Source organism: Paenibacillus sp. MABNR03, from assembly GCF_050455445.1.
In the GTDB taxonomy this organism is placed as follows: domain Bacteria; phylum Bacillota; class Bacilli; order Paenibacillales; family Paenibacillaceae; genus Paenibacillus; species Paenibacillus xylanilyticus.
The window spans coordinates 463,126-488,836 of the sequence record NZ_JBCIYR010000004.1 but is presented as its reverse complement, the minus strand read 5'-3'; the positions used below and the strand labels follow the sequence as shown (position 1 = coordinate 488,836).

The 25,711-nt window shown below is 50.9% G+C and carries 16 protein-coding genes; 2 read left to right on the top strand and 14 right to left on the bottom strand.

What is annotated here, in order from left to right:
* Window positions 1-8 precede the first annotated feature (8 nt).
* On the top strand, window positions 9-1,181 hold the full coding sequence (gene pelA, locus AAIH57_RS21900; RefSeq protein ID WP_430022984.1) for a pectate lyase: 1,173 nt from the start codon (window positions 9-11) through the stop codon (window positions 1,179-1,181).
* Window positions 1,182-1,253: 72 nt separating this feature from the next.
* Here the strand turns inward: pelA and AAIH57_RS21895 are convergent, their stop codons facing one another.
* The 11 genes from AAIH57_RS21895 to AAIH57_RS21845 form a co-directional block, all read right to left on the bottom strand.
* Window positions 1,254-1,733, bottom strand: a complete 480-nt coding sequence (locus AAIH57_RS21895; RefSeq protein WP_430022982.1) for a glutathione peroxidase — start codon at window positions 1,731-1,733, stop codon at window positions 1,254-1,256.
* 139 nt (window positions 1,734-1,872) lie between these two features.
* The gene (locus AAIH57_RS21890) at window positions 1,873-2,685 is read right to left on the bottom strand and encodes a hypothetical protein (RefSeq protein ID WP_430022980.1); all 813 of its coding nucleotides are present in this window, start codon (window positions 2,683-2,685) and stop codon (window positions 1,873-1,875) included.
* A gap of 91 nt (window positions 2,686-2,776) precedes the next feature.
* The gene (locus AAIH57_RS21885; RefSeq protein WP_175396729.1) at window positions 2,777-3,667 is read right to left on the bottom strand and encodes an ABC transporter ATP-binding protein; all 891 of its coding nucleotides are present in this window, start codon (window positions 3,665-3,667) and stop codon (window positions 2,777-2,779) included.
* Window positions 3,668-3,988: 321 nt separating this feature from the next.
* The gene (locus AAIH57_RS21880; protein ID WP_430022978.1) at window positions 3,989-4,507 is read right to left on the bottom strand and encodes a hypothetical protein; all 519 of its coding nucleotides are present in this window, start codon (window positions 4,505-4,507) and stop codon (window positions 3,989-3,991) included.
* Between the two features lie 199 nt (window positions 4,508-4,706).
* Window positions 4,707-7,907, bottom strand: coding sequence for a hypothetical protein (locus AAIH57_RS21875; protein WP_430022976.1), 3,201 nt, complete (start codon window positions 7,905-7,907; stop codon window positions 4,707-4,709).
* On the bottom strand, window positions 7,904-9,163 hold the full coding sequence (locus AAIH57_RS21870) for a TRAFAC clade GTPase domain-containing protein (RefSeq protein ID WP_175396732.1): 1,260 nt from the start codon (window positions 9,161-9,163) through the stop codon (window positions 7,904-7,906). The genes AAIH57_RS21875 and AAIH57_RS21870 overlap by 4 nt, the downstream gene beginning before the upstream one ends.
* Window positions 9,164-9,211: 48 nt before the next feature.
* Window positions 9,212-9,859 carry a beta-mannanase gene (locus AAIH57_RS21865; protein ID WP_430022973.1) on the bottom strand — a complete coding sequence of 216 codons (648 nt, stop codon included), beginning with the start codon at window positions 9,857-9,859 and terminating at the stop codon, window positions 9,212-9,214.
* Window positions 9,860-9,880: 21 nt separating this feature from the next.
* On the bottom strand, window positions 9,881-11,164 hold the full coding sequence (locus tag AAIH57_RS21860) for a vWA domain-containing protein (protein WP_175396734.1): 1,284 nt from the start codon (window positions 11,162-11,164) through the stop codon (window positions 9,881-9,883).
* A gap of 72 nt (window positions 11,165-11,236) precedes the next feature.
* Entirely contained in the window at window positions 11,237-13,657 is a 2,421-nt protein-coding gene (locus tag AAIH57_RS21855) for a transcription initiation factor TFIID (protein WP_430022971.1), read from the bottom strand.
* Between the two features lie 25 nt (window positions 13,658-13,682).
* Entirely contained in the window at window positions 13,683-17,072 is a 3,390-nt protein-coding gene (locus AAIH57_RS21850; RefSeq protein WP_430022969.1) for a tubulin-like doman-containing protein, read from the bottom strand.
* A 224-nt stretch (window positions 17,073-17,296) separates the two neighbouring features.
* The gene (locus AAIH57_RS21845; protein WP_430022967.1) at window positions 17,297-19,090 is read right to left on the bottom strand and encodes a vWA domain-containing protein; all 1,794 of its coding nucleotides are present in this window, start codon (window positions 19,088-19,090) and stop codon (window positions 17,297-17,299) included.
* Between the two features lie 434 nt (window positions 19,091-19,524).
* On the opposite strand from AAIH57_RS21845, the gene AAIH57_RS21840 reads away from it, so the two are divergent.
* Window positions 19,525-20,457, top strand: a complete 933-nt coding sequence (locus AAIH57_RS21840) for a hypothetical protein (protein WP_175396737.1) — start codon at window positions 19,525-19,527, stop codon at window positions 20,455-20,457.
* A 206-nt stretch (window positions 20,458-20,663) separates the two neighbouring features.
* On the opposite strand, the gene AAIH57_RS21835 is transcribed toward AAIH57_RS21840, so the two are convergent.
* The 3 genes from AAIH57_RS21835 to AAIH57_RS21825 form a co-directional block, all read right to left on the bottom strand.
* Complete coding sequence (locus AAIH57_RS21835) at window positions 20,664-21,836, bottom strand: hypothetical protein (protein WP_430022965.1); 1,173 nt, start codon at window positions 21,834-21,836, stop codon at window positions 20,664-20,666.
* A gap of 356 nt (window positions 21,837-22,192) precedes the next feature.
* Entirely contained in the window at window positions 22,193-23,740 is a 1,548-nt protein-coding gene (locus tag AAIH57_RS21830; protein ID WP_175396739.1) for a DEAD/DEAH box helicase, read from the bottom strand.
* Window positions 23,741-23,944: 204 nt separating this feature from the next.
* On the bottom strand, window positions 23,945-25,393 hold the full coding sequence (locus AAIH57_RS21825) for a SulP family inorganic anion transporter (protein WP_430022962.1): 1,449 nt from the start codon (window positions 25,391-25,393) through the stop codon (window positions 23,945-23,947).
* Window positions 25,394-25,711: the final 318 nt, after the last annotated feature.

The following is a 25,711-nucleotide window of genomic DNA, read 5'->3' as shown; positions in this document are numbered from 1 at the left end:
GCGTTCATTTGAAGAAACGTTCAATCTCTGTTTCATTAAGTCTCGTACCTGTCACCGCAATTATTGCCATGCTGACCGCAGACATTGCTAAACCTGTTGTTGCTTTCGCCGATTCGCCGCCTGTTACAATCAAAACGGAGGTGCTATCTTCCAAAACTTCCGCAGGCGTTGATGTATCTTCACTGCTGAATAAGCTCAGGGATTACAGCATGTTCTCCACAGGTGACATGGCCAAGGACACCGCATATGCGCTGAACATGGTATCCTGGCAGCTGCCGCATGGGGGATTTTTCAAAGCGATGGAGGAGAAGTATAAGTCTTCATGGGACGGGATAACACCACGCTCTGACTGGAAAGACTCAAAAGGCGTAGAACTCGGAACGTTTGATAATGACGCAACTACAACAGAGATCCGCTTCCTGGCTGACATGTATGAAAAAACGGGCAATCCCCTCTTCCGGGACAGTGTTCGCAAAGCGGTGGACTTTATCCTCGTTTCCCAGTACCCATCAGGCGGATGGCCTCAAGTCTACCCGCAACGTGGCAATTACTCAGATAGTGTCACTTATAATGACAATGCCATGGTGCGAACCATGGTTCTCATCGATGACATCATTGAAAAGCGCAAAGGTTTTAACAACGATATCCTGAGTGAGGATACAAGGGGGAAGCTGGAAAAAGCCTTGGATAACGGGATTGCGTATACACTGAAAGCCCAAATTATCAACGACGGTGTACCTACAGTATGGGGGGCCCAGCATGATCCTTCAACTTATGCACCTGTATCCGGAAGGGCCTATGAGCTGGCGTCCAAGTCAGGCTCCGAATCCGTAGCCATCACCGCTTTCCTTATGTCCAGACCTCAGACACCGGAGATTGAACGAGCAGCCAAGGGCGCCCTCCGCTGGTTCGATCAGGTTCGTGAGGATGGAACCAAGTACAATCGCCAAGGGCCTGTTTATTTTGAGCCTGATCCGACGAGTGTTATCTGGTACCGTTTTTACAATATGGAAGAAGATGCGCCCTTCTACGCCGACCGCGACGGCAAAAAGTACATGGATATCATGGACATTAGCGAGGAGCGGCGAAACGGCTATTCATGGGCTGGCAATTACGCCCGTAATCTCCTTCAGCTTGCCTCAGACCAAGGATATTACACCTTAAAAAAACCGTTGCCCTAATCTGAATGATTTAATTGATCCAAAAAAGCCTGTCCTCCAGCAATGGAGACAGGCTTTATCTGTTCTATTTGTTTAGCCCAGCAGCTTCTCAATCTCTGCAGTCATGGCTTCAGGAGACTCTTTGGGTTCAAAACGTCCGACAACTTCTCCTTCACGATTAACCAGGAATTTGGTGAAATTCCATTGAATCGTGTTATCTTCACCTGCGCCAGGCTGCTGCTCGCGAAGATACTGGAACAACGGATGAGCATCCTCACCGTTCACGTCGACTTTGGCAAATACGGGGAAGTTAACGCCATAGTTTACTTGGCAGAAGGATTCGGCTTCCTCGCTTGTACCTGGCTCCTGACCACCAAACTGGTTACAAGGGAATCCAAGTACAACCAAACCCTGATCGCGGTAACGATCATATAACTTTTGCAGCTCTCCATACTGCGGAGTCAGCCCACACTTGCTCGCCGTATTGGCGATGACAAGAACTTTACCTTGGTACAGATCCAGCGGCACTTCCTGATTGGCAGTCGTTACGGCCTGATACGAATATACGGACATGACTGATTCCTCCCATGACAGATGTTGGTTTTTGGGCTGCTGCCTTTACGTTGCAAATGACAAAGTAATACAGCGCCTGTCTCCATATTATAGTCCTGTGCCAACCATTTACCAAATTCACAATCCGAACCTCTGCGGGTTACCCTAATTTGGCTGCCACAATAGCGTCATAACGCTCCTGCCGCTCTGCCTTACTGAGTTTGGGGCAGCTATAACAATAGTTCTGGCCTCCATACACCTGATGATGCAGGCAGCATACCGGCTTCATTAGCATGGTCTCTCCAGGTTGGTGCGGATTATCAATTTCGACCGGCTTGAAAGATAGCACATTCTTTTTTAGACCGAGCAGATCTGCAGGCATAGCAATAACGTGCTCATATCCTTCAATTACCGCTTCACGCTCTGCCTCTTCAATGTTCATCTGCAGTGCTGTTGTTTTGTACCAGCGGAGCATGGAGGCAAGCTGTGACCACATCTGACCGAGGTTAGCATCTCCAGCAGATGCTACTCCTTCAATCAGGGGACGCAGCTGCTCCCTGTAATATGAGGTCAGGACATCGGTACGCCATGAGATCTTTGTCGTATCTGTAGGACACACCGGAGATGGGTGAGGATACTCTGTACCATCCACCAGTTGAAAACAGAAGGCCGCGCGGCCATCCTTCACTTCCAACTGCAGATTCATGTTTTCCAGCGATAGATCAACCCACGTATCACAGAGTGCAGTCATGTAATGAACCCCGAGCATCAGCCCGCGAACCGAATGCATGAAATATACGGCCGCAGAACGGATGGATTCTGCCTGAAGGTGTTTGTTATACACTTCGAGCATCTCTCTCGCCTTCTCCGGTTGCGTTAACGCCCCCATGGGCATTTCATATACCGATTCCATGCTCGCCTCGGTTGTGATTCTTCCATATTGCTGTAACCAGGTGTAGTTGATAGCTCCCATTCCTACAGTCCTCCCATGAATGCGAATGAGCCGCCTGCACAAGTGCAAAGCGGCTGCATTCTATAATTTAGGACCATACAGGTCCATTTCTTTAACTTCCTGTTGCGGTACGAACACGTTGTTCCGAGCGTCCAGCAGCAGCATTCATCATTGCACTGTTCATCACCATTTGATCTGGCGCTGCCGTTTGCTGGCGTTCACCAGCAAGAGCGTATGGCAGGCACAGCGGCACACCGGAACGCGGATCAATCACGATATCGGCCTCAATGTTGAACACTTCGCGAAGCACGTCACAGTTCATGACTTCTACAGGGGAGCCTGTAGCGATCGCTTTACCTTTTTTAATGCCAATCATGTGATGTGCGTAACGGGAAGCATGATTCAGGTCATGTACAACCATGACAATGGTGCGATTTGCCGTTGCATTCAGCATCTCCAGCAATTGCAGAACTTCAAGCTGGTGAGCCATGTCGAGGAATGTCGTCGGCTCGTCCAGGAACAAGATGTCAGTCTCTTGTGCAAGTGCCATGGCAATCCAGGCACGCTGGCGTTGTCCACCAGACAACTGATCAATTGGACGATCATGAAACTCGGTCATGCCAGTTACTTCGATGGCCCATTCAATCATGCGTTTGTCTTCAGCACGCATGGAGCCAAATCCTTTTTGATAAGGGAATCTTCCGTAGGAGACCAGTTCCGTTACTGTAAGTCCCTCGGGTGCCGTAGGATTTTGCGGCAAAATCGCAAGCTGCTTGGCTACTTCGCGGGTGGATTGCTTATGAATGGACTTCCCGTCGAGCAGTACGCTCCCTGCTTTTGGATTCATGATCCGTGCCATCGTTTTCAGGATGGTCGACTTACCTGAACCATTGGCTCCAACAAGCGCAGTAATTTTTCCTTGGGGAATTTGAATATTCAGATCCTCAACAATCAGTCTTTCTTCATAAGCGATATCCAGCTTGGACGTCTCCAGACGAAACATGCGATCATCCCTCTCTCATTTATCCCGGTTATGTATTCCGGCTATCGATAACGAAAACGAATTTATATGTTCAGCGTATTTCCGGCACAACAAATCTTCTATACTAAAGATACTGATAATCATTATCATTTGTCAACCCAAAAAACCAATCTTTTCGCTTTGTTTTAGGATATCTTGGTGTGTTTAAAGGTTCTATTGTCGGGGTTCCTATGATTGTTGTGAGAGCTTTTCTCAACGTAAACGCGCATTTTATCACTGTTGTTCACTCTCCAAAATTTCTGAATCCAGGTTATTGTGTCTGATTTGTGAACAAGCATAATTCTATTCCTTATTTTCCAACAGAACTTGGGATGCATTTAAAATCATTCTCTTCTCATCTACAAAACCGGACTGCTCGGATTGAAAATAGGCATTGAGCACAATGGTCCCCTCTGATTCGGTTAACTTTTGAATTTGTGCTCGAGTGAGTGTGATCTCAACTTGTTCCGTATACCATTCCTCATTCGTCAAGTTTGTTGTCAGACCTTCACTTGTCGTTGTCCGTGGCGGAAGAATGGTCTCCCCACTCACTTGTATATCCACTGCAAAAACTTGCTTGGAATGCAGAATCACATGACTGGCATCATTCCCCACATACTTCAAACCTGGTTGAAAAGTGAACGTATGATCATCTGATTTCTGAATGGCGAATCGGAGCATGTACTCCCCTAATTGTTTCGTTGCAATCACTGGGCCGCCATCTTCTTTTTGAATATGATCCGGCTGTGCGTCTCCACTTGAAGTGTTCGAACAACCCAAGAGCACAATACACATCAAAAGTATGAAATACACACGCATCATTGGTTACCTGCCTTCATTTTATTATTAGAATAGCTCCTCTCATGTCAGACATCTCCAAAAATCAGAAAGTTGCATATTTTGATAAATATAAGAACTCCCTAAATTATTCGTGAGAAAATAAAAAGTAAAAAAGATGACCCCGACTACATGCCAAGGTCATCTTGCATTCCCATTTTGGTTATAAATAATTACGATAGGGCTACAGCTTCGGCTCTGGCATCAGGTTGATTACCACCGTACCCATCTGGACACTTACGATGTCTTCCGGATTAATTTCAGAAGGTAACGTCATCTGCTGCCCATAGGGATACAGGCGATCCGCTTCAGCGACCGTTAGCTCTTTTGATGAAGTCGAATCTGATCCCACCGCTGTGTCCGAAGTATCGGACGATGTGGTGTCCGTTCCCTGCTCCATATCTCCATCAGCATCTGCGGAGCCAGATGTATTACCGCTTTCTCCATTCATCTCTGCATCTGCTGCTTGATCTGTAGTGGAATCATCCATCGTTGGTGTACCTGTCCCCTGGTCGGAGTCCTCCACCTGCTCTTCATCATTCGCAGAGCCTGTAGACGTACCCCCAGAAGTTCCTTCAGATGAACTCGTATCTCCTGTCAGCCCCTCCGCATCCGGTTCCTCATTTCGGTTAAAGCTCTCCCAATCGGCCGCCGCATCAACCTCATGCGTTGTTCCATCCTGCATGGTTAATTGGAGCGAGCCGGGCGATAACGCATTACTGTCTGCTTCATTTCTGAAACGGAGCACCAGCTGTGCATCTTTGTTCGTCCCGTCTGCCTCGGATGCCGGAATTACATAAGCGATCTGCTCTGCAAGCTGCACCTCAGGTTCGATCGGAACCACGGGCTCCTGTGACTGTGGAGGTGCCGCTTCTGGCGATTCTGTTTTATTCACCGTCAGTGCATACGTAACCCCGGTTATACCCAGAATCAGGATGACGATAACCGATCCGAAAAATAGGTTCTTTCTTTTGCCCGTCAGCATGCGCACAAGCGGTGAAGATAATTCCGTTTTGGCCCGATCGTAGGCTGGCTTCATCGTTTTGCCCGCTCTCGCATAATACGGCTTGAACGCCGACTTGGACTTGAAGGCTTCCCGATCATGTTCCTTGAAATAGGCTACAATGGCGTCCGAATACGCTTTGTTCGCCTGGGAGCCCCGAATAAACAACCGCTGATTCCCCGACCATTCGAAAAATGAATACAAGACGTCCGCACTGCCAGCATTGCTTCGGACAAACTCAATCAGCCCCGCATAGTCCAGCTTGCTGCCGCTCCCTCCCCGATAGAAGGCCAGCGGCAGCGCCTCGTATGCAGGCGTTCCCGGATGATTCCGCAGTTCGTCCGCGAGCCAGCGGCGTGCCCAACGCTGGAGTTCATTCCGCTCCGCAAGGCTCAGCGATTCCAGTTCCTCTTCTTCACGTCCTTCACCGCTCAGCAACGCTCTGGCCGCCAGCATCATGTTCGTACGCGCGGATACATCCTGGCCCTGACGTGCCGCCCAGTCACGTACCTCGCTGCTGTGCAGCAAAATATCTATGCTCAATAGCTGCTCCCGGTTTACCCGTTCCAGATCAAGATCCTGGATGAGAAACAGATTAATGACATATGCCAGCTTATCGGCGAGACGTGTCAGCTCCTCCTGATAAGCGGATAATCCTGCTGATTCGGCTCCCCTCGGGCGGCCGGACCTGGTCACCGTCTCAGACTGCCCAATTCGAGCTTTAATCCCATCGTTGACCAACATGTCAGAGGAAACCCGGTCGAGCACACTCACCCTTTTGAGCGCTTCATTGGCAGCCTGAACCGGGTTCGGCGCAGAACATAATCGTTCACGCAGCTCCGTGGCTGTCCGTTCCAGCAGGAAGCTGTTGTGCACTGCAGTTGTATGCTTGGTTACCCAACGCTCGATCACCCCTATAACATCCGATGCGGTTTCCGTACGTTTCAGCTGACTGTCCAGATAAGGCTCAAACAGCAGCTTCGTCAGTGATTCATTGGCCAGTACTTTATCGAAGAATGCAAGGCGCAGCCCAGAATCACGATCCAGTAAAGCATACAATTCCTGTACGGCCATCATCCGTTTCTGGGACCTGGCATTGTTCACCGCATAGATGAAATAGTCCACGATCCGAGACTGAACGACAGGCGCAGCGACACGGAAGTACTCCCCGATGCGTGCAGCGACCGTTTCCTCAGGTACATTCTCCCTTTTAACGCTGTCGAGCTCCCGGCTGAGCAGGGTAAGGAACAGTTCATTCAGGCGCGAACGCCGCTGGGCTCCGCCTTCCGGCTTCAGATAGGTAAGCAGTCCGCTTAGGACCCCGCCCTTATTATTCAGGTAGAGCTCTTCCATCCCTTGCTCAAGACGGTAAAACACGGACAGTTCCCCGTAAGCTTCAATGGAAAGCTCGCGTCCTGGTTCTGTGCCGGATAACATCTCATCTGCAAAGGTATAGAATGAAACTGCCGTTTCCGGCTCCTGCAGCAATGACCAGGCAAACTCCGCATAAGGAAGCTGGGCTACCGACGCTTCCGCATGTGTTACCCTCCCGGTAGCCAGATCGAAGGTAAAATCCTTCTCCGTATTCCGGTCTTTGGGACGGAGCGTTCCCCGCTCTACAAACTGAAGATGGACTCCCTTCTTGGCCTGCGGCTCCTTGGCAAATGTCATGAAGCCGAGCTGCCGCCTGAAAGCGTAAGGCAGTGCAGCAAAGAGCAGGCGAAGCAGTTCCTTGGCTCCAGCCGTGATCTCCTCAGCAGGCAGGTCCAGCGAAATGTATACCTTTCGCCGGGTCGCTACGGCCTGCATGACCGCATAGAGCAAACGCTTGAAGAGTGTTTCGTTCATTTTGAGTGCTCCCAAAATATCGGCTGGTGCTGCTGCACGGGCACTAGCTCCGGCTCCCAAGCCAATCCCTTGCCCATTTAATGGCGCACCCGGCAATTCAGTCAAGGCAGGCAATACCGTGCCTTGTTCGATGTCATATGACGTGGCGAATACAGCATCCAGCCAATTCCCCTGCTTCATCTGTTCTTCGGAGCGTTCCGGAGACAGGACATAGTTATGTGCAAAAAAGGCGCTGCGCAGCCCGGTGAAATCTGCAGACTGGTACACATTTTGTCCAAGAATCGTTTCTCCGCTCTCCAGATGAATCAGATGAATGGATGACGGGAACTTCGCCTCGTCCTTCTCACTCCGGCCCGTCAGCTCCGCAGGAGCGTCGTAGACACAGTAGGGATGAAGCACTTTTTTGATAAAAGAAGGGTCCAGACCCGGCGATGCGGCAACCGTATCGAACCCCTCCGTTGTGCGAAACACCCCGCGCCGCTCTCTTGTGTACATCTGTTGTTCAATTGGCGGGGTCATGGAAGAACGCATCATCCCACTCTCCCCTCAATGTACTTCAGCTTGTACAGCAGCCACAGAAACGGCTCGTCCACCCGGATGGGACTCACGACACCCTGAAGCTTCATATCCACCGGATTGCTGCCCAGCGCAGATACTGCGAAATAGGCTGTATCCTTGAAGTACACATCCATCGTGCCTTTGAACGGACGGTCCACCTTCTCGATAAAACGCCGGATCTCCCCGTCGATATTTTCGAATTCGGTCAGATCGAACCAGTCGCGGTGTACCATATTGCGGAATACATTGCTGTTGGATTTGATATAATCCCCCTCTTCATCCTTAAGGGAGTGCAGCATGTCGCTCTTGGTAAGCACAACGGCCGTAGGGATATTCGTCTTGGCTTTGTCCTGATAGGCGATGAAATCACCGAACAGCGTCAGTACGACATCGCGCGGCTCATCATATCGTGGTGTCCACTCGCCCGGCTCGTTGCCGAGGTTAATGCGGATTTTGTCCCGAATCGAACGAATCTGAAGTGGGTCCACCATAAACAGGATACCCGCTGAGTTCTTGATATGCTGTCCATGCAGACCCAGGTAATCCTGCTCAACCATACCCTCGCCGGCCACGTCAAAAAAGACCAGGGTCAGCGGTGCTTTATCTTCATCCTTGAACACAAACTGAAAAATAAACGGCTCCTGCAGCTTCTCTTTTTGCGTCGAATCCAGCAGATCCCCCCGCTCGAACAGCGGTTCTTCGTAATCTGCGCGGAACCTGCGGCTAATCTCCGCATTTAGCGGCATGCAGGCTGCATCGAAGTGGTCAGCGGTATAGTGCTGCAGTGTATGAATCAACGATGTCATATACACCGACTTGCCCACCTGGGATGCACCGATAATGGAAATGATATTGCTTGGTGCCTTGCCTGCCGTTACCGGCAGCTCATTATGGCAGTGTGGACACAGCCGGCGCCGAGTAACTACTCCGTACCGGTCATTCAGTCCCATCACAATGTTATCCGAATAAATGCGATGTTCCTCAGGCACATCATGCGGAGCCAGAACGGCTTCCATATCAAATACGGTATCCAGCCCAAAGCGTTCGCGATACCGATTCAGCTTCGCATCTTCCCCCAGTGCATAATCTTCATCGTCGTCCCGGTGATGGGCAGCGCGGAACACCACCTCTTCCGGTGAAAACTTGCTGAAGCAATAAGGACATACAATATCGTAAAACGGCGGCCGTTCTTCCGGCTGCTGTCTCTTCAAAAACCGACTAAAAAAACTCATAGCCACTCCCCTCCCTGTTCAGGCAGCTCGAGTCTGCCTCACATTCATCTAGTCTGATATTAGGCGGTAAACGGCTCCGTATTTCGGTCCGTCCGTGAAGAACAGCCTCACATAGTCATCCTTGGCCACTTCCACGGGCGGCATTTCATTTCTTCCTGGAGCAAAATCACTGACAAAAGGGTACACCGTACCGTCTTCCTTGTTCAATGGAACTCCGCCCTGCTTGCGTACATAACAGAGCGCTTCCTTAGGCACCGGCACTTCTGCCGTTACGGTCATGAGTACACTTTTTCGTTTTTGAAAAAAACCGCTTTTGTATCGGATGGAAAAATGGATATCCGCCTTGCCTGCGCTTGCAATGACCGTATTCTCGTCATTCAACTGACGCAGCAGCACCGGGCCGTCCTCGTCCATTCGGCAAACATGTACCGTATACCGAATGGCGCCAAACCCTGTCATCCGGTCCATATATCCGTTACTCGCCTTGTATTCTTCTCTCGTATACAGCTTCAACTTGCCTGGAGCAGTCTGGTCCCTGCTCTGCTCGTCGCCAACCAACTCAAGCTCCAGCCGTTCCACGTACACAGCTTCCACACCTTCCGGCCAAAGCCAGCGAAGCGTACAATAGCCATCGTCCACCGCAAGTGTAAGTCTGCGAATCAGAGGCACCGAAGGGTCCGCATCTGCAAATCGCATGTGTCTCCAACCTCCCGATGTTTAAAATCCTTTGCTGCGTGTATCTCTCGCCCGCTGACCGAAACCGTCTGCCGACGGGGTTCCCCTGCCTGCTTCACGGCGACCCCGGCTGCTCCGCGGCGTATTCTCCTTGATGGGAATGATCCAGGTAAACAGCGTAAGCACAGCCGATAATATGAGCATCGCACCGAATCTTACAAACGTATCACCAATAGGTGATCCATCCAGCCCCCATTCCAGCAAAAGTCCTGCAAGCAGGCCTGATACCGCTCCACCAATACCGAAGCTGACAGCCAGGTGGCGGTTATCGAAGACCAGCCCAAGCGATACACCCAGCGCTATACCAATCAGCAGCATAGCGCCAACACGGAAGATCGCAAGATAGGTACTGTGTTCCATCATGCCCGTGCGTTCGGTCACCAATGTCCGTTCGTCAATCGTATCGTAAATTTGCTGAAATGCCATGTTGAGACCACCGGAATCCGGTACGTCATAGTACATGCCACCTGTCTGCTGAGCGATGCTGCGCAGCAAGTCGGTGCCGGATGGATCTACCAGACTCAGACCGACGGTGTTGACGGCAATCTGTTCATTCGCATATTCGTCCAAAATATCTGAGGTATCGGCCTCGCTGAATCCATCCGAGAGCAATATGGCAACCGTTCCGCGTTTAGGGTCCTGCTTGCCTTTGATCTGCTCCATCGCTTCCCGGAGCACGGCATCGAAGTTTGTACCGCCTGACGTTGTGACAATGCCGTCGATCTTGCTGTTCACCTCGTTTTTGGCTGCTTCACTATCCAATGCGATAAAGGGCTGCAGCAGCTGCGGCTGATCATCAAAGGTGAACACCGCAACCTGCTTGTCACTTTCCATTTGATTGATCAGCGTCTTGGCTGCTTCGAAACGCCCATTATCGGGGTCCGTATCCGTCATACTGCCCGAGTTGTCGATCATCAGCACGATGTCTTTCACCTGTTTCACACCGCCTGGATTGATCTGATACAACAATTGAAAAACCAGCCCAACGACAAACAGCAGAGCCAGCGTTGCCGGAACGAGCAGTTTCCACGATAAGCCAAGATATCTCAGCTTCCAGGAAGACCCGTTCAGCTTGGGCGAGATCATCTCGGCGAGCAAACAGAACAGACCCACACTCAGCGCCAGTACGCCGAAATATAATCCCATCAGCAGTAGGCGCGGCATTTCCCCGAGCCACTGACGCAGCATGATTTCTCCTGCCGCAAATCCCACGGCTCCGCCAATCAGGCTGAACAGGACCAGGAGAAGATTGATTTTTCGCTGCATGTTCGCATGCATCCTTTCCAAACCAGCCTATTGTAGGCTGAATTAATACCAGAGTTGATCTGACATGTCGTACTATCGCATAGGTGACAGTTTATCAGCCAAATCGGAGGGGTGAAGCTCATAACCGTTCTCCGTATACGATTCGTAATAAACCTTGCCGTTGCGATAGACCATCAGATCCTCCAGATGGAACCCTCCCATCAGGTTCAACTTTTCCACACCACTGCTGCGCTCTTCGTACACAACACCCAGCTTATAGATGCGGGACGTTTCCTCGGCATGCGCCGCATAGTCCATGAAGGCACTGTGATGATCACCAAAGAAATACTTTTCTTCATATCGATGTTCCTGTGTATAGTCAAATACCCGTATCCGAATAACCGCCTGATCTTCCAGCGTACGATACAGCCTGCGGAACAGATCATCACGGGTCAATACGTTCTTGTCCCCATAAGCAATGGTTACATTCGCCCGCTGCAGCAGCTCTTCCTCAAAAGGCACCCTCAGCGGTTCCGCTGTGAGCAGTAATGTATGGCATACCTCCATCAGACGCTGAAGCAACCGCTCATTGCCTTCGGCAGCAAGCCGGTTTATGTCTCCCATATAACGATCCTCAAACCATACATCCCGTCCACGCTTGCCCTCCAAATCGGCTATCAACGCTTCTGTCACCTTGCCGTAATACTCCATCACATTTTGCCCGATGTATTCGTCCGCGGCAGCGATACGCTCTTCAGCCGTCTCACGCAGCATGCGTTCCAGTGCTTCCAATGCTGCCGTTACGCTGCGGCTGAAGCTGTGAAGCTCTTCCATCTCCGAATCGCAGATCCGGAACAACTGCAGTTCATTTTCCAGACGTAGCAGTTCGACTTTGGGTACATACACTCTCTCCAGCAAACAATCGATCAGGTTCCTTACGTTCTGTTTGTCGCGAAACAATGCCCGTTTGAACGACTGATCCTCCACCTGCTCCTGTTGACGCTGTTCCAGCAGGGCACGTGCAGAATCCAGCTGAATGGACTTATCACGAATGAGTCCCAGCAGAGCCTCACGTACGCTTCCGGGGCTGCTGTCACTCCATGAGGCCCACTGAAAATAGCCAATCTCTGGATACTCCGTCCGTGACTGCTCCGCTTGCCGGCGCAGGGAGCCCTGGCTGCTGCGCTGACGCAAACGTTCTTCAGCCGGACGTACCATGTTATCACGGAAGTACGCTTCAGCTCCCTGACCGAATAGCGCTCGCTCCGCTTCACGCAGCGATAGCGGCTTCAGATCGGAGAAGCTGACGTTATGCGTCATAATGCCGCTCATGCCGCCCACCAGATCCTGTTCAGGCAGCAGGCCTTCGACCTTACGCTCAACGGAAGCCGCATCCAGTCCGAAGAAAGCAAGCTTGTCCTTCATGCTCCATTCGGGTTCCTGCCGCATCCGATCCAGCAGATATCGGTACAGATGATACAGGACTGCGAGCGCGATTGGTTTGTTTGGCCGTCTGATCTCGGCAAAACCTGCACTGGCATAGCCATGCTGGTCCGAGGTGGTACGAATATTGTTTTTGAATGACGTATTGTTATAGGTGTTGGCTCCTGTGCTTGCAACAGCGCCAAATGCATCGGGATCCTGTTTCCGGTTCTTCAGCAGGCAGATTCGGCAGATGATTTCGGCATTCTCCATCCATCCACCGGTTACACCGGTTCCGCGCTCATTTTTGTCTGACAGGATATAGACGAGATCGAACAAGGGCGAAGAAGGATGCTCCACCGGAATCGAAATGCCATCTTCCGTCACTAACAGATTGCCGCTGAACGTATAGTCCAGCGCCTGCATATAATCCAGTTCACGCAGGAAAGCGAGTCCGGCTGCACTTGCATATCCGAAGGAATCCACCTGCTCCATTTCGCTGACCAGCACATGCAGATCTGTCTGAACTGACTTGAAGGATTGGGCCAGAATGGTTTCGGTCAGCTTGGTCAGTTCGGGCAGGAGCACATTCAGCGGATCATCCGCCCTCGTGACAACCGTCACGTAGATCCGGTCAAACGATGAATACAGCCGCCCGTATTCAGCAATCCGGTTGCTCACCCGGCGTAACGTGCGATTCAGACCGAAGAGCGCCTGCTCCGAATCGTGAAAGCTGCGGTGCACATCCTTGCGCATGGTCTTGGAAGGCCGCTCCGCCTGTACGGTGGTTAGAGGCAGGGTATGATGGGTCACCTGACCATCATCCGATGAATCAAGATGTTCCCGTCCCCCCCGGCCTTTCCCGCCCTCCGTTCCAATGTGTAGATACACCACGCCTTCCCCGTTATCCCACTTCAACTGATTGATCTCTCGCACTGCAGACATGGCCGGTTCGACCAGGTCGCCTACAAAAAGAAACAGGGCCGGGTAATGGATGCTGCTTCGTCCATCCCCCAAGCTGCCTTGCCGCTCCTGCTCCGCCGCATACTGTGCCGCATACTTCTCCAGGTTACGCTTCAGGGTATTGTTCATACTGAACTCCCTCCCGGCCGCCATGTTACTTCAGCCTTCTGCGAATGTCATTCAGCTTCGACGACATCGTTCTGTAAAATTGATAGATATCTTCACCGTTCGCCAGCTCCACGCGTTCATATTCAAGTCGGTCGCGGGACTCCATGAACAGCGCAGCCAGATCATCCAGTTTCGCCAGCAGCGGAGCGATGTCCTCCGAAGCCGTTAATTCGTTATCCCGGCGGGAAGCTTTGCGCAGCAATGTGCTGCGATCTTTCTCGGACAGACCACGGAAGTTGCCAAACACTTCATACTCGGCAAAGTTGCGGCTCTTCATCAGGTTCGCAAACGGCTCCCATGCATCTTCTTCCGGATCACGGTCATAGACATAGAGCGCGCCTTTTTTGATGATCGTGTCGGTATACAGAGCTTCGATGAAGCGATCATACCACTGTTCCTCATCCTGGTGCTGTGCCAGAATGCCTTCGAGTTCGGCCACTTTGGCCGAGATGGCATTCATCTTCGCCAGTTCCTCACGTACCCTTGCGATGAGCTGCGGGGAACGTACCAGGTTTTCTTTTGCCATATCCTCATTAATACTACCGAAAATATCTTTAACCCCTACACGCTGCAGGCCTTCCGATTGCAGACGTTTCAGTTCCGTAACCGCCCGCTTCACTTCACCCAGATTCGGGGTCGTTGACGTCAGACGCATGTCGTAGGCATTCAGCTTCGCGGACAGGTCAAATGGCTCTGTTGTGACAACGGCATAACGGTTGCTCGTATTTTCATCGATCGTTTTGGCTGTAATGATGTTGTATCCAATCGCTTGCTCGAATTCGGTACGTACGCGGGCGTTATACTGTTTCACCCGGGCATTTTCGTATACATCGCCCCAAGACTTTTCCGGAATTGGAGACGGCAGGTAGGTCCAGTTGTTTTTCTCTGTCTGCACCAGATGGCGGCCAATGCCTTCCTTGTCCAAAATGGTACGTTCATAACTTTCCTCATATACTTTGAGGGGCGTGTACACAAACAGCGGCACCCCGTTGCGCGTATTCAGCCAGAAAATACGGTTGCGCACTTCGCTTTCCTTGACCGTAAAGTGGGATTTGCCCACCGCATTGTTCTGATAGTTGCGAATCCCTTTGAGAATGCCCGGTGCCTGTGTCGGCACAGAGACAAATCCCCATGACGGGAAATGCAGACTGCCTGTGCTGTTGCTCAGGTTGAACACCGGAACGGCCTCATCATCCAGCTTGCCTGCGATATGACGTTCCACGAATTTCTCAACGGACTCGTCCTGTCCATATTTGATCACCAGGAAGTCTTCCATGGAACGGGTAATGAGGTCTCCAAATTTCTCGGTCAGGAAGTCTGAAATGGAGCTGACCACGTCAATCTCATTTTCCTTCACCCACTGGTTCGAGTTCTCCAGCAGTTCACGGGAGAAGTCGCGGATCAGATCATCCGTATCACGCTTGTCCAGCAGCCCATCCACCACATTGACGATATCCGGTACACTAACCACATTCCAGTAATATGTTTTATTTCCTTTGTGATCGGACTGTTCCTCGCCACGCGTCAGAATATCCCCGTTCTTGGAGAAAATCGAGCTGAGTGCATTCAGTGTCTCCGTAAATACGTTGTAGATGCGGCTGTTCTCCTGATTGAGCAATTCGTACAGATCTTCATAAAACTCGATCATCTGATCGTTGCGCTCCACGTCGGCGTGCAGCCAGTATTCATGAATTTTTGCTTCAATATAAGCATTCTTCTTTTTCTCTTTTGAAACAAAAGCACTCTTCGCGTCGCCCAGTTTTTCCTCGGACTGCTCTTGTGCAGCTTCAATGTCACGCGGAATGCGGAACGCATTCTCACGCAGGGTTTCGATATACGACTGGATCATCTTCAGTATACAGAACCCCTTCTCCGTGTAGATCAGACGGGAGACATAGAACGGACCCTGTTCGGGATGCAAAAACATGCGCCGGATCTGTTCGGTAAACTGACCGGCAATCTCGCCCGGCAGCTGTTTTTTCGCCTTAATATATTCTTCACGGGCACGGGCCAGAAAGTTCTGCTCCAGCTCGGTGTCCATGTTCACCACCTGTGATTTCACCACATTCCCGTACGACAGACGTTCGCTGTTCTGATAACCGGGCAGAGGTTCAGGTACTCGGGATTCGAAAGATTTCACAACACTTTCGAGATCGATGCCCAGCTTGCGGGCGAACTTCTCCGTGTCCTCCTGGTTCGGTGCTTTGGAGAACATGGTGCTCATTTTGTCGAACATCCGGTAAGCCAGATAGGTAGTCATCTCTTCAATCGGGAGTACCGCCGAAGAGGCACCAATAATGTTGTAATCATAGTTGGCCGGATAAGCCTTGTTCATCTGCGCTATGTTGGTGCGAATGTTACTGATATAATCGTGAATCGCAAATTCTTCGCCCGACTGCTTCTCCTCGCTGGCCATGAAGTTGGTGATGTTCTCAGCAGTAACGTTCATGCAGTAGTCATAAGCATTCTCCAGCAGCTTGCCTTCCGTATTCGTTGCCGAAATCAGATGACACAGGTTAAATGGCGGCAGCGGTGAATTTACGGTCAGAATATTGCCGTACTTCTGTGTGAAACGCTCCCCGCGACTGTCCACGTTCATCCAGTAATCCAGCTCTTTGAGGGCAGCGTACCCGTTCTTGCGAATGTATTCGCGGGTGTGTTCGCTCAAGCTTTTGTTCGACAGGTTCACGTCTGGCGTAAACAGGTATCCCAGCGTATTGACGCGGTCAATCCCGGCAGAACCGTGATCGCGTTCGATAATACCGCGTACGATATAGGAAATATCGAGGAAGCAGCCGCTGCCCGTACCACCAGACAAACCGGTAAGCAGGAACACCATCAGCTTTTTGTTGGTGCCTACGGATAACGTTTTGATCTTTTTGTCGATGGCTTGCACGACCTGATTAATCTTGGTGAACAGCAGCAAACGTCCAGCCTGACGTACACCTGCTGCTCCATTCATACCGTCCGTGATGCTCAGTTCTGGAGACAACCAGTCTGTAATATATGGCTCAAGTACGCTGCGGTTCTGCAGCAGTCCACCGATCTCGGCATTGGACAGCAGGACGAATTCGTTTATCGGGTCAAGCCCGATGCCTTTGTACTTCTTGGCACGGTCCTGCTCGTTCGTTTCAAACGCGAGAAATTCCACGTTATCCGGCTTGTCCATTTTTTTCTTGGATACCGGGTCCTGAGGCAGCTTGAAGCGGCGGTTAATCTGATATTTGAGACGCAGCAGCGCATCAATTCCCGTCCCCCCAAGACCGATAATCAGGATCGGGTTATCGATCGTGTCGACCCTGATTTTCTCGCTGACAATCCCTCCGCCAAGCGATACGTCCAGCTGCTGAATATGTTCTCTGACAATTGGTTTCATACCATGTCCTCCCTTTGGTTAACGCAGTCGGAACTACAACATAATTACACTTGCCACTCCGATGACAGAACAACCTTCCGATCGCTGTTATCCCCAGATTTTTTGATCTTCTTTTTCAAAGGTGAAAATCTAGGGATAAAGGCGAACGCTTCGCTTCTCCAGCTTTTTTCTGTCCTCTGCGTTCTCGTGTAAACGGTTAGTACCAACTTCTATTGGCATTCCTTTTAGACCAGATACTCAATCAAAATGGTTTTATCCGCCTGTTGCAGCGGGATGCTCAGTCGGTCACCGTTCTTCAGTTCAACGCCTGAGCTTGCATCAACGGCACGTCCGGATTTCTCCAATGTACCGCCTGCGGTGTTGCGAATGATAATTCGATCCCCATTGCTGGGCGTAAATACATATTTCTCGGTTTCCTTCAATTCCGGATCGAGCTGCAACAGCTGGTGCAGATGGAATCTGCCCCGGAAGGAAGCCAGCTTTTTATATTGCGGGTACGACTTGTCCCCGGTGTTCTCATCGCGGATTTCGACAATAATTTGACCGACAAAACCACGGTTTTTGCGTTTCAGCCAGCCCATCAGGAACCAGGCACCAACGGCAATCACCAGTAAGGCCACGACTCCCAAAATTACGGGTAACCATGGAAACGGCTTGTCCTGCGCACCACCTGAAGTGGTTGGCTGCGTTCCCGTGCCTGCTGCACTGCCCGCATTGATGGTGATTGGAGCACTTTCACGGTAAAAGCTGTCTTCTTCCGCACGAATCACCAGCTCATAGTTATGATTGTCCGGCACTTCAAAGGTACCGGCAAAGCCGCTGCCCGTATTTTCCAGCGGTTGTTCTTCGCTCTTGCCCGTATCCAGATCAGTCACGACCAATGTCGCCTTCATATCGGCATACAGATCATTATCCTGAAGCGGCTGGCCTCCATTTTCCAACTTGGCTGCCAGATCCACATTGTCACCTTTCGTATAGGACTTGGTCTTAATTGGGTCCACGACGAGCTGCAGATCATAGTTGAACAGCAGGTTGATATCAATGCTATCTTTGGGAGCCCCTTTTACCCGAAGTTTCCAGTCTCCCTCCTGCGGCTTGAGAAGCTTCACCAGTGAATAACTTTTGGATGTGGAGAGCTTGGCTTCGTCCGAATTCAGGTCCACCGCTTTGCCGGAAGGATCGGTCAATTCAATCTGCACTTGCTTAGAAGACATAATCGAGATGTTCGCTTCAAGCACGCTATCATTCGGCACATTCACGGTAACTTCCTGATAACTGCCGTTCCCTGTGATTGAAGGCAATTTCACGACATTCAGCTTGGCGTGGTCTGCAAAAATCTCACTCAGAATCTGCGGCAGATCATCCGGTGTATCGGTTATGAATGACTTGCCTCCAGTCTGCTTGGCCAGATCAGCAAGTGCATCCTTGTTCAGTTTGCCGTCTGCGTTCAGTCCGATCGTATATACCGGAATGCCCTGATTCTGTGCTTCCTTGACCGCCTTGGCCAAATCCGCATCCGACTCTGCCTGCGTGCGGCCTTTGGTATCGTTAAAATCGTTGTTCCCGTCAGCCAGCAATACGATCATTGGGGAATGCGAAGCATCAGCACCGTGATTCAGCACATTCACCGCTTCAGCTACCCCGACAGAGATATCCGTATATGGCCCTCGGCCGAGCTGATCAATAAAGTCTTTCAGGCTGCTCTTGTCCGCATCGGACTGAATCTCCAGCAGTGCCTTTTCCCGCTCAACCTGATCGGTATAAGCGACGATCCCTACCTTGTCCCCCTGGACCGGCAGCATATCAATAAACATTTTCATGGCTTCATTACTGATCTTGTCACGGTCACTTGTATTCATCGAGTTACTTACATCGGCTACAAGTACCGCGTCGATCCCGCTCGTCTGTGCCTGAGCAGCTGCAGCTTGGGGCAGCAACGTCTGAGGCAGCAGCAGCGTAAGAAGTGTCAGCAGAACCAGGGTTCCACTGAGCCAGCGTATTTTGCTTGTCCGCAGCATTGGGTGTACTCCTTCACGTTTGAGATTAAAATGGGAATAGTTTATTATAGGCGTCAAGCCTTAAGGAAATCTTAACAGTCTACTAATATATTCTGAAAAGCACCCCTATCTTGAGTTACAGTTTTGTAATGACTGACAAAAATCGACCCACTCGGCTCTTTCGTTGGCATTTTAATTCCAACTATGGAAATATGATATAGTTATTGGCAGCAAACTGCAATCATACAAAACCGAACCTACTGATTTACACTATTCTGCATAACAACTATGCCTAGAAAGGAATCGACTATGGTTACATACGGATGCCTCGCCATATTGTTTCTTTTTGTCCTTATAAAAGGGGTCACCCTTTATTTCCAGGGCCGTAAGCCCGTGACACGGGAAGATTCGGACCGTACCCTATACACTATATTGAATGGTGAGCGTGATTAAGCATGAGTACCAAACAAGTGGTATCCATCAGACCTTTTAAGCGAACGACACATGCTTTTGAAAAGCTGCATGTCTGTAAGCGCTGCGGGCAATATACCTGCCTCTGGGAAGAAGAGTGTACTTCCTGTGGTCGAAGTGCCCTGGTTTCTATCCAGGAGCGTGCCGGATCACGGGTGAAACGCCGGATCGCTCGCGATCTGTTCCTCGCCGCCCTACTTGGAGCTGCAGCCACCTATTTTGGTGAAACAACGGATCAGACCATGCTGGCAGCCACGGTAACCCTGCTGCTGATCGGATGGCTCATCTTCATGCATCACCGTTCCTTCCCTGCCCAGGAAAATCGGCAAATGAAGCGCATGTTAAACGAAGATCGGGAGGATATCCGGCAGGGCATCAACCGGAACTGGGCTCTCGTGGCCGAAGCCCGCAAAGAAGACGAGGCACTCGCTTACGAGATGCTTCGCGAGATTGGTTCACTCGTCTACAACGACCGGATTCGTCTTCAGCAGGTTGCCCTGCTGCAATCCTTCGTGCTGCGCAGTGATATGGATCTGCAGCTTCAACCTCTGCTGCTCCGCAGCTTCGAGCGGCTGTTGGCCGAATATATCGGCGAAATTGCCCGGCTTAAGCCAGAGTTGATTCGTGAAGATGCGATCCGGTATATTGCCACATACGAAGTTAACATTTTACAGCTGCACAATGGAATTCAGATTTTGACCGCCGTAGCAGCTGCCGCCGTGCGCAAAAGCAAATATATTGAGTTATTCCCAAGTCTTATTACCCGCTACGCTCGCTTTATGCCCAAAGACCGGTTTATGCGGCTGTATCGAACCCTTGAGCAGTATCCAGGCAAGGCACGTGGCGGTCTGGCCGAATCCGTAGGGAGAGTGTATAACGAGAAATATCGGAATGACTATGCAGATATCCATTCCTAATGGGTGTTTTAGTGCAAAACGATTCCCTAATATATAGACGATGGAATGTCTGCAAACCCCTGCATCCATTTTGGCACAAGGGGGTTCGGGAGGAGTATCCCCTAAAAAAATAGCCTTCCTTCAACCCAAAAGCACCTTATCCTCTCCTGAGAATAAGGTGCTTTTTCCAAATGGTTAACTAACACTCCGTGAATCTGTCTGCCATGTCATTCTCTCTTTCGTGCCTTCAATGGATAGATCAGAACGTATGGGATCCAGAGCAGTACTGAGCATAATAAAACGCTCGAATACAGGGAGACGTACAATTCGGCCGCAGGCTCCGTATGATCCAGAAGCTCGAGGACCATACTTGCGACAAGCAAGTTTATAAAGGAACCTATGCCGTAGATGAGAATCTGTTTCCAGCGCAGCCTTTTGACCAATACAAAAAACAGCACACTCAACCCCATGATACAGATACTGGGTGTTAGCCAGTGTTCCGCATCCAATTTCCCCTGCATTGCCTCCAAGCCCAGGTAATAAGCGACTCCCCACTGAAGAAGAAATACAAACCAGCCTAAACCGACATTCCTGAATGCCGAGGAGTTACGTTCCTTTTCTTGATATGCTCGCACTCTCTGCAAGAACTCCTCTTCCTCTTCTTTGGACAGACTGCCTTCCTCATAAGCTCTGCTAAAATCTTCATCAACCCTGTCCAAGTAAGTGTAAAATTGCTCGTCCACATTCCCCTTAAACACAAATGGCTTTTGATCCCTGTCATTCAGGAGCTTATCCAGCAGCTCTACTTCTGACATTCGGTCCGAGGTGGGCTCTGCCGTAAACTTCAGCTGAACACCCATCGTGGTTAGACGTTCCAGCCATGTCTCTGCATCCTTATCATCCAGAAAAGAGACGCTGTGGACTCTCCGCTTCATGTTTTGGTCATAAATAAAGTGAATGACGGGCAGCATGATCGCTGTCTCCGGGGTTTTCTCCATATAAAAATGTATACGCTCCATGGCATGCCGGCCGTAGTATACATGTTGAATTCGGGATATTTCAAACCGGTTATCTTCAGAGGTGTCAGAATGAGGAATCCAAGTGACGTAGCTTACCTCGTTCTGATCCAGTTTCGTATATGCCGGGTGGTTATCCCGCCAGGACTCCATCCGCAGGGCTTGCATGGAACGATAGAACATTACAGCACCAAATGGAACAAGACCAAGCAGAAACCAGGTCGCCGCAGAAAAATAGAGTACAATCAGCAGCAGAGGAACGACAACCATCGCGATCCCCATAATCCTGTTTGTGGTCAGCTTCGATTTAACGGATGCTCTTATCGGTCTTTGTCTCTCAATCAGTTCTTGGACGTTGTTCTGGGGATTATCATAATCGATCATATCCGCCTCCTTGATGAAATTCGGTATGTACTCCTAATCTGCCTTTCTCTTCATGTCATTGTCAGACGGACTTCCCCACTTCCTGTATACCCGCATTCTCCACATATGCACCATGGCACCCGAGCAGTGGATCAAACATTTACTTTCACATATCTAATCCAATACGTTCCAGAATCCAGAGCGTTGCGTGCAATGCTGCATGTCAAAAAGGCCACGACGGATATTCGTCGTGGCCCTTGAATGGAGGACTCGGTACATCAGTACCCGAGTCCTCTGATATTCTCGCCATGCTGCTGTCCTCTGCATGGCGTCAAACTCATCGCTCAGCGCGGCTGCACCGCCGCTGACGACAAGGTTTACCGTCCGCGACGAGAATCGCGGCGGTCACCTCTTGCCGGTCCGCGTCCTGCGGATTCCGGACGGCGATTGCCTTCGCGGCCGGAGCTACGCTTGTCCGCGCTGCGGCCAGCCCAGCCGCTGCTGCGCTCATCGCCGCTGCGACCTGCGCCGCGCCCGCCTTGGCCCGCGCCCCGGCTGCTGTCACTGCTGCGCGCAGATCCACGGCCTGCGCTGCGCTCGTCGCCACTGCGGCCGCCACTGCGACCACCGCTGCGTCCACCTTCACCGCCGCGGGAGCCACGGCCTCCACGTCCGCCTTCACTGCGGCCGGTACGGCCTGCGCCGCGACGGGCACTGCCTGTCCCGGCGGAGCGTCCACCCGAACGTTCATCATCACCTTGACTGTTGATGGAACGTCTGGCCGCTCCGGTTGAGGCAACCGGACCTTCGCTCGTCCACTGGATACGGGTCAGCTTCTGATTGGTTCCTTCTTCAATACGCGCAAGTTCCGGTCTGTCATGTTGTGTTGCAAACGTCACGGCAAGGCCCGTTCCGCCGGCACGACCCGTACGGCCGATCCGGTGGATATAGCTTTCCGCGTCATGTGGAATGTCATAGTTGAATACATGCGTTACGCCTTCAACATCCAGTCCGCGTGCTGCTACATCGGTAGCAACGAGGATTTGCAGTTTCGCGTCGCGGAACGCTTTCATAACATTCTCACGCTTGGATTGGGAGAGGTCCCCATGAAGCTCGTCGCTTTCGTATCCTGCTTCGCGCAAATCTTCATTCAGTTTGGATGCACGACGCTTGGTCCGGCAGAAAATAATCGCCAGATATGGGCGATACGTATCAATCATGCCGCGAAGTGCATCAAACTTGCCACGATCCGTGCACTCGAGCACCTGCTGACGAATCTGATTGATCGGGATAACCGATTTCGAAGATACCTTCACATCTTCCGGGTCTTTCATGTAATTTTTCGCCAGGTTGCGAATGCCCTTCGGCATCGTTGCCGAGAACAGCATCGTCTGACGTTTGTGTGGCAGTTCACGAAGAATGGTCTCCACATCATCCAGGAAGCCCATGTGCAGCATTTGGTCGGCTTCATCCAGTACCAATTTTCTCACGTTATCCAGCTTCAGCGTGCCACGACGAAGATGATCCAGCAGCCGTCCCGGTGTACCAATGACGATCTGAGTACCATTTTGCAGTTTGCGCAGCTGCTTCTCCACGTCCTGTCCACCATATACAGCAAGCACATGAAGCTTATCATCATTCGCCGTCAGCTTCTTCGCTTCCTCTGTAATTTGCAGGGCCAGCTCACGTGTAGGCGCGATGATTAATGCCTGCGGCGAGCGATCCGATACGTTGATTTTCTGAATAATCGGCAGCAAAAAAGCCAGCGTTTTCCCTGTGCCTGTCTGTGCCTCAGCAATAATGTCACGTCCGCCTAACAGTACGGGAATTGAACGCTCCTGTACCGGTGTCGGCACGGCGATCCCCTGATGTTTCAGAATCTCGCACCATTCCGGGCGAATGCCCAGTTGTTCAAAGTTTGCCAATCGTTACACCTCTGTATGTTCATTTAGATAAGCCCATTTCACGTATTCTTCCCCATGAAATGGATTTTCAAAAAGCAATCAGTCCGTCTGCTCTTTTTCTCCATACCGTGTAGTTTACACGTTTGTCCAGCAAAACAAAAGGGCACCGGACCTGTTCCGGCACCCTTTTATTGTATTTTATGACCTACAGGTTATTTATACGGATTAACCGTGGCTCTGCGAAGCCGCAAATCCGCTTTTCTCCAGCAAACGCGAGCTCTCCTCGTTCAGTCCGCGGAGATGCACCGTTTTGCCCAGTTTCGCATACTTGAATTTCACCTTGCCAATGGCAACAACCGCGGTGTTATCCCAAATATGGGACCCGCCAAAATCAATCGTGATCTCCTCCGGATCAGCCTCGGCATCGAATTCATCCACAAAGCGGGATGAAGAACCGAAGAAGAACGGACCATGAACCCGGTATACCTTATGTCCTTGCTCCTGACTGGAATGAACACGAATCTTGGCCTGTTTCCATCCAAAATGCAGGGCACTGAGCACAACGCCGACCAGTACCCCGATGGATAGATCATTGGTGATCACAACAATAACCACCGTAACCACCATCACGAAGGCCTCCGCGCGGGGGACACGGGCAATATTTTTGATAGAGCTCCAGTCAAATGTCCCGATACACACCATAAACATGACGCCAACCAGTGCACCCATCGGCACCTGTTTCACCACTCCGCTGAGCAGCAGCAACAAGATGGCCAGGAATGCACCTGCGGTAAACGTGGACAGCCGTCCCCGGCCGCCAGACTTCACATTGATGACGGATTGTCCAATCATCGCACAGCCGCCCATGCCGCCGAATAAACCGTTGACGAAGTTGGCAATCCCTTGACCACGCACCTCACGGTTTTTGCTGCTTTTGGTCTCGGTCATTTCATCCACGATGGTAGCGGTAAGCAGGGATTCCAGCAAACCAACCAGTGCCATGGTGAATGAATAAGGCAGCAAAATCATCAGCGTGTCCCATGTCCATGCAATATTCGGCAAATGGAACATCGGGAGGGTACTCGTCAAATTCCCCATGTCACCAACCTGCTTCACATCCAGATGAAATACTACCGTAATGATTGTCATTACGATGATCGCAATGAGGGGCGCTGGAACGCCTCTGAAAAACCGAGGCAAAATATAAATGATCGCAAGGGTACCTGCTACCATCGCATACATGATCCAGTTCGCGCCCGTGAAATGCGTCAGCTGCGCCATAAAGATCAGAATCGCCAGGGCGTTCACAAATCCGGTCAGCACCGAGTGAGGTACAAACGTAATGAATTTTCCAACCTTGAAAATTCCCAAAATAAACTGAATAATACCCGTCAATATCGTGGCCGCAAACAGGTATTCCACGCCGTAATCCTTGACCAGACCAACCATTAGTACCGCCATGGCGCCCGTTGCGGCCGAGATCATCCCCGGTCTGCCGCCCGCAATCGAGATCACGATGGCAATGGTAATAGATGCATACAATCCGACCATCGGATCAACACCCGCAATGATGGAGAAGGCAATGGCTTCCGGAATAAGCGCCAGCGCTACCGTAATGCCTGCCAGCACGTCTCCGCGAATGTTACCAAACCATTGTTGTTTTAACGTATTCATATGTCTTGCCGTTCCTCCTACATGGTTAACCTCGTGGGTTGATTACCTGAATCGCAGCAGTATGGACCGTCACTGACCAAACCACGTTAGACAGCACAAAACAACGGAACACTCCTTCCGCATCATAGCCTGTACGTGTTTGAATGCAAGATGCTCATCATCCCGGGAAAATCCCCCAAAATCCATGGCGATCCGGTCTTATCCGTTCCAGTGCATTCCACATGATTCTGCTGCAACATTCAGGTTCTAGCTTATAAGACATCCTGATACTGATTCTGATGCCTCTGGTCTTCCCCTCTCAGAAAAACCGGGTCCGTT

Bases quoted from the DNA above. Each gene is read 5' to 3' on its own strand.
- AAIH57_RS21895 (WP_430022982.1), bottom strand. From the start codon at position 1,733: ATGTCCGTATATTCGTATCAGGCCGTAACGACTGCCAATCAGGAAGTG.
- AAIH57_RS21890 (WP_430022980.1), bottom strand. From the start codon at position 2,685: ATGGGAGCTATCAACTACACCTGGTTACAGCAATATGGAAGAATCACA.
- AAIH57_RS21885 (WP_175396729.1), bottom strand. From the start codon at position 3,667: ATGTTTCGTCTGGAGACGTCCAAGCTGGATATCGCTTATGAAGAAAGA.
- AAIH57_RS21880 (WP_430022978.1), bottom strand. From the start codon at position 4,507: ATGATGCGTGTGTATTTCATACTTTTGATGTGTATTGTGCTCTTGGGT.
- AAIH57_RS21875 (WP_430022976.1), bottom strand. From the start codon at position 7,907: ATGATGCGTTCTTCCATGACCCCGCCAATTGAACAACAGATGTACACA.
- AAIH57_RS21870 (WP_175396732.1), bottom strand. From the start codon at position 9,163: ATGAGTTTTTTTAGTCGGTTTTTGAAGAGACAGCAGCCGGAAGAACGG.
- AAIH57_RS21865 (WP_430022973.1), bottom strand. From the start codon at position 9,859: ATGCGATTTGCAGATGCGGACCCTTCGGTGCCTCTGATTCGCAGACTT.
- AAIH57_RS21860 (WP_175396734.1), bottom strand. From the start codon at position 11,164: ATGCAGCGAAAAATCAATCTTCTCCTGGTCCTGTTCAGCCTGATTGGC.
- AAIH57_RS21855 (WP_430022971.1), bottom strand. From the start codon at position 13,657: ATGAACAATACCCTGAAGCGTAACCTGGAGAAGTATGCGGCACAGTAT.
- AAIH57_RS21850 (WP_430022969.1), bottom strand. From the start codon at position 17,072: ATGAAACCAATTGTCAGAGAACATATTCAGCAGCTGGACGTATCGCTT.
- AAIH57_RS21845 (WP_430022967.1), bottom strand. From the start codon at position 19,090: ATGCTGCGGACAAGCAAAATACGCTGGCTCAGTGGAACCCTGGTTCTG.
- AAIH57_RS21840 (WP_175396737.1), top strand. From the start codon at position 19,525: ATGAGTACCAAACAAGTGGTATCCATCAGACCTTTTAAGCGAACGACA.
- AAIH57_RS21835 (WP_430022965.1), bottom strand. From the start codon at position 21,836: ATGATCGATTATGATAATCCCCAGAACAACGTCCAAGAACTGATTGAG.
- AAIH57_RS21825 (WP_430022962.1), bottom strand. From the start codon at position 25,393: ATGAATACGTTAAAACAACAATGGTTTGGTAACATTCGCGGAGACGTG.